The 1,422-nt window shown below is 33.7% G+C and carries 2 protein-coding genes; one reads left to right on the top strand and one right to left on the bottom strand.

Annotation, left to right across the window (positions count from 1 at the left end; translation table 11 throughout):
* Positions 1 to 832 (bottom strand): pyruvate kinase (gene pyk, locus AB1349_14330; protein ID MEW6558502.1); only part of this gene is annotated, 832 nt, incomplete at its 3' end.
* 231 nt (positions 833 to 1,063) lie between these two features.
* Between pyk and AB1349_14325 the strand changes: the two genes are divergently transcribed.
* Positions 1,064 to 1,291 carry a type II toxin-antitoxin system HicB family antitoxin gene (locus tag AB1349_14325; protein ID MEW6558501.1) on the top strand — a complete coding sequence of 76 codons (228 nt, stop codon included), beginning with the start codon at positions 1,064 to 1,066 and terminating at the stop codon, positions 1,289 to 1,291.
* Positions 1,292 to 1,422: the final 131 nt, after the last annotated feature.

Raw genomic sequence — 1,422 nt, 5'->3', positions numbered from 1 at the left:
CTGTTATTACCAGCTTACCGGCTTCGTTACACCGCTTAATAATACTTTTCTGAATATTCGGTACTTCGTAAGAAGGTAATTCAACACCAAGATCTCCGCGAGCGACCATTATTCCGTCTGCGGTTTCTAATATTTTCTCGAAATTTTTTATGGCTTCTTCTTTTTCAATTTTGGCGATTATCGGTTTATCAAAACCTTTTTTATTCATCCACTTTCTCAGATCAATAATATCTTTTGCATTTCTAACAAAGGAGAGAGCAACAAAATCAACTCTGTGCTTGAGAGAGAAGTCTAAATTTTCAAAATCTTTTTCGGTTACTGATGGTGTACTAAGATTCATTCCGGGTAGATTCATTCCTTTTTTGGGTTTGAGTATTCCGCCCTCTATAATATCGCACACGACCGACTTTTTTGTCTTTGATTTTATTTTCAATCGTATCAACCCGTCATCGATCAAAATAACATTCCCGACCTTGGCATCACTTGCGAGCTGCTTGTAGCTTGTAGAAATTTTTGTTTTTGTACCGGGGATATCATCGATAGTAATTTCTATTGTTTCGCCGGATTTTATTTCAATAGTCGGTTCGCTCAATTCACCTATCCTGATTTTCGGTCCCTGGAGATCGATCAATATTGGTATAGGCAAGGATTTATTGATGCATAATTCATTTATCAAATTGAATATGCGGTCGAAGTACTCAAAGTTTCCATGTGAAAAGTTTAAGCGGAAGCCGTTAACACCGGCATCAACCATTTTTTCTAATTGTTCAGATGTATCTATTGCCGGACCTATTGTTGCAAGAATTTTTGTTCTGCAGAATTTGTTTTTCATAATTATGGTTAAGTGTATTTTGATTAGGAAATTGGGTGAAATTACAACTATAATTTATCATTAAAATCAGAATATATCAGCATACTTGTAAATTTTAAATATTTAGATATAAAGAAAAATAAAAGAAACCTTCTAATTGTATCTTAAATAATTCTCCTAATTAACCAGAGGTTGATAACAAAAATTTAACTCTATATATTTGATTGGAAAGTAAAATAGTGGGGAGAAACAATACAGATTAATGCAATTATAGAAAGAGATGATGATGGGTATTATGCTTACGTTCCAGAATTAAAAGGTTGTTTCAGTCAAGGTGATACTTTTGAAGAAGCACTACAAAATATAAGAGAAGCCGCAGAACTTTATTTAGAGACGTTGAATGATGAAGAAAAAACTTTACTTGGTTCTAAATCTTTTTTTATTGCACCCCTTATTTTAGATCCCTTGAAGGCAGTATAGAAAATGACTTCGAAAGAAGCAGAGAGTTTGCTGTTGAAAGCCGGTTTCGTTTTTATTCGCTAGAAAGGAAGTCATAGAATTTACCGTAAAGAAAAAATTAGAATTGTAATTCCACACCACGCCAGGAAAGA

This window comes from Elusimicrobiota bacterium (assembly GCA_040757695.1).
Classification (GTDB): Bacteria; Elusimicrobiota; UBA8919; order UBA8919; family UBA8919; genus JBFLWK01.
The sequence above is the reverse complement of the archived record's forward strand: the minus strand, read 5'-3'. Positions and strand labels throughout refer to the sequence as shown.